Below are 541 nucleotides of genomic sequence, written 5' to 3'. Positions count from 1 at the left end.
GGACCTCGTGGTGGTCACCACCGACGAGGGCGGCCGCGACACCTACCGCCTGGAGAAGTTCGAGCGTTCCAACCCCGGCAACTGCACCAACCAGCGGGTCATCGTGGACGAGGGCACGCGCGTGGAGGTCGGCTCCGTGCTGGCCGACGGCCCGGCCACCGCCTCCGGCGAGGTCGCACTGGGCAAGAACCTCCTGGTCGCCTACATGTCCTGGGAGGGCCTGAACTACGAGGACGCGATCATCCTGTCGCGCCGCGTGGTGGAGGACGACGTCCTGACCTCCATCCACATCGAGGAGTACGAGGTCGACGCCCGCGAGACGAAGCTCGGCGAGGAGGAGATCACCCGGGACATCCCCAACGTCTCCGAGGAGTCCCTGGCCGATCTCGACGAGCGCGGCATCATCCGCATCGGCGCCGAGGTCCAGGCGGGCGACGTGCTGGTCGGCAAGGTCACCCCGAAGGGGGAGACGGAGCTGACCTCGGAGGAGCGCCTCCTGCGCGCCATCTTCGTTGAGAAGGCGCGCGAGGTGCGCGACACC

1 pseudogene is annotated in these 541 nt (G+C 68.9%); it reads left to right on the top strand.

The features are described 5' to 3' along the window. Positions 1-541, top strand: a pseudogene (locus tag FK530_RS25320) (DNA-directed RNA polymerase subunit beta); the annotation flags it as partial.

This window comes from Tsukamurella conjunctivitidis (genome assembly GCF_007858475.1).
Classification (GTDB): domain Bacteria; phylum Actinomycetota; class Actinomycetes; order Mycobacteriales; family Mycobacteriaceae; genus Tsukamurella; species Tsukamurella conjunctivitidis.
This window is presented reverse-complemented; position numbering and strand designations above follow the sequence as displayed.